At 59.5% G+C, this 449-nt stretch carries 1 protein-coding gene; it reads right to left on the reverse strand.

Going from position 1 to position 449, the window contains the following annotated elements; translation table 11 throughout:
• Positions 1-449: arginine--tRNA ligase domain-containing protein (gene argS, locus PROAA_RS01390; protein WP_186409600.1), on the reverse strand; the 449-nt coding region annotated here is incomplete at both ends.

Here is a 449-nt window from a genome sequence, read left to right on the forward strand (position 1 = left end):
GCCATTTCGCGCACGTAGTCGCCCTGATAGGCATTCGGTGGAAAGGCGACGCAACCCAAAGTATCTACGTACAGTTCGAGATAACGCAGCCACGTCGATAGGGCCAGAATATCCATCTGGCGGCCCGCGTCGTTCACGTAATACTCGCGAGTCACATCCCAGCCGGCGAAGCTCAGCAGGTTCGACAGGCTGGCGCCGTAGGCCGCGCCCCGGCCATGACCCACGTGCAGTGGCCCCGTCGGGTTGGCGGACACGAATTCGATCTGCACTTTTTTTCGGCCACCGAGCGTTGAGCGGCCGAATGACTCGCCCTGCACAAGAATGCTGCGAACGACTTCCAATTTTGCCGACGGCAGCAGATGGAAGTTGATGAAGCCGGCTCCGGCGATCTCGGTGCTGCTGACGAAAGGCGATTTTGGCAATTCGGAGCGCAGCAATTGAGCCAGTTC

Origin of the sequence: Candidatus Propionivibrio aalborgensis (assembly GCF_900089945.1) — a bacterium.
GTDB lineage: Bacteria > Pseudomonadota > Gammaproteobacteria > Burkholderiales > Rhodocyclaceae > Propionivibrio > Propionivibrio aalborgensis.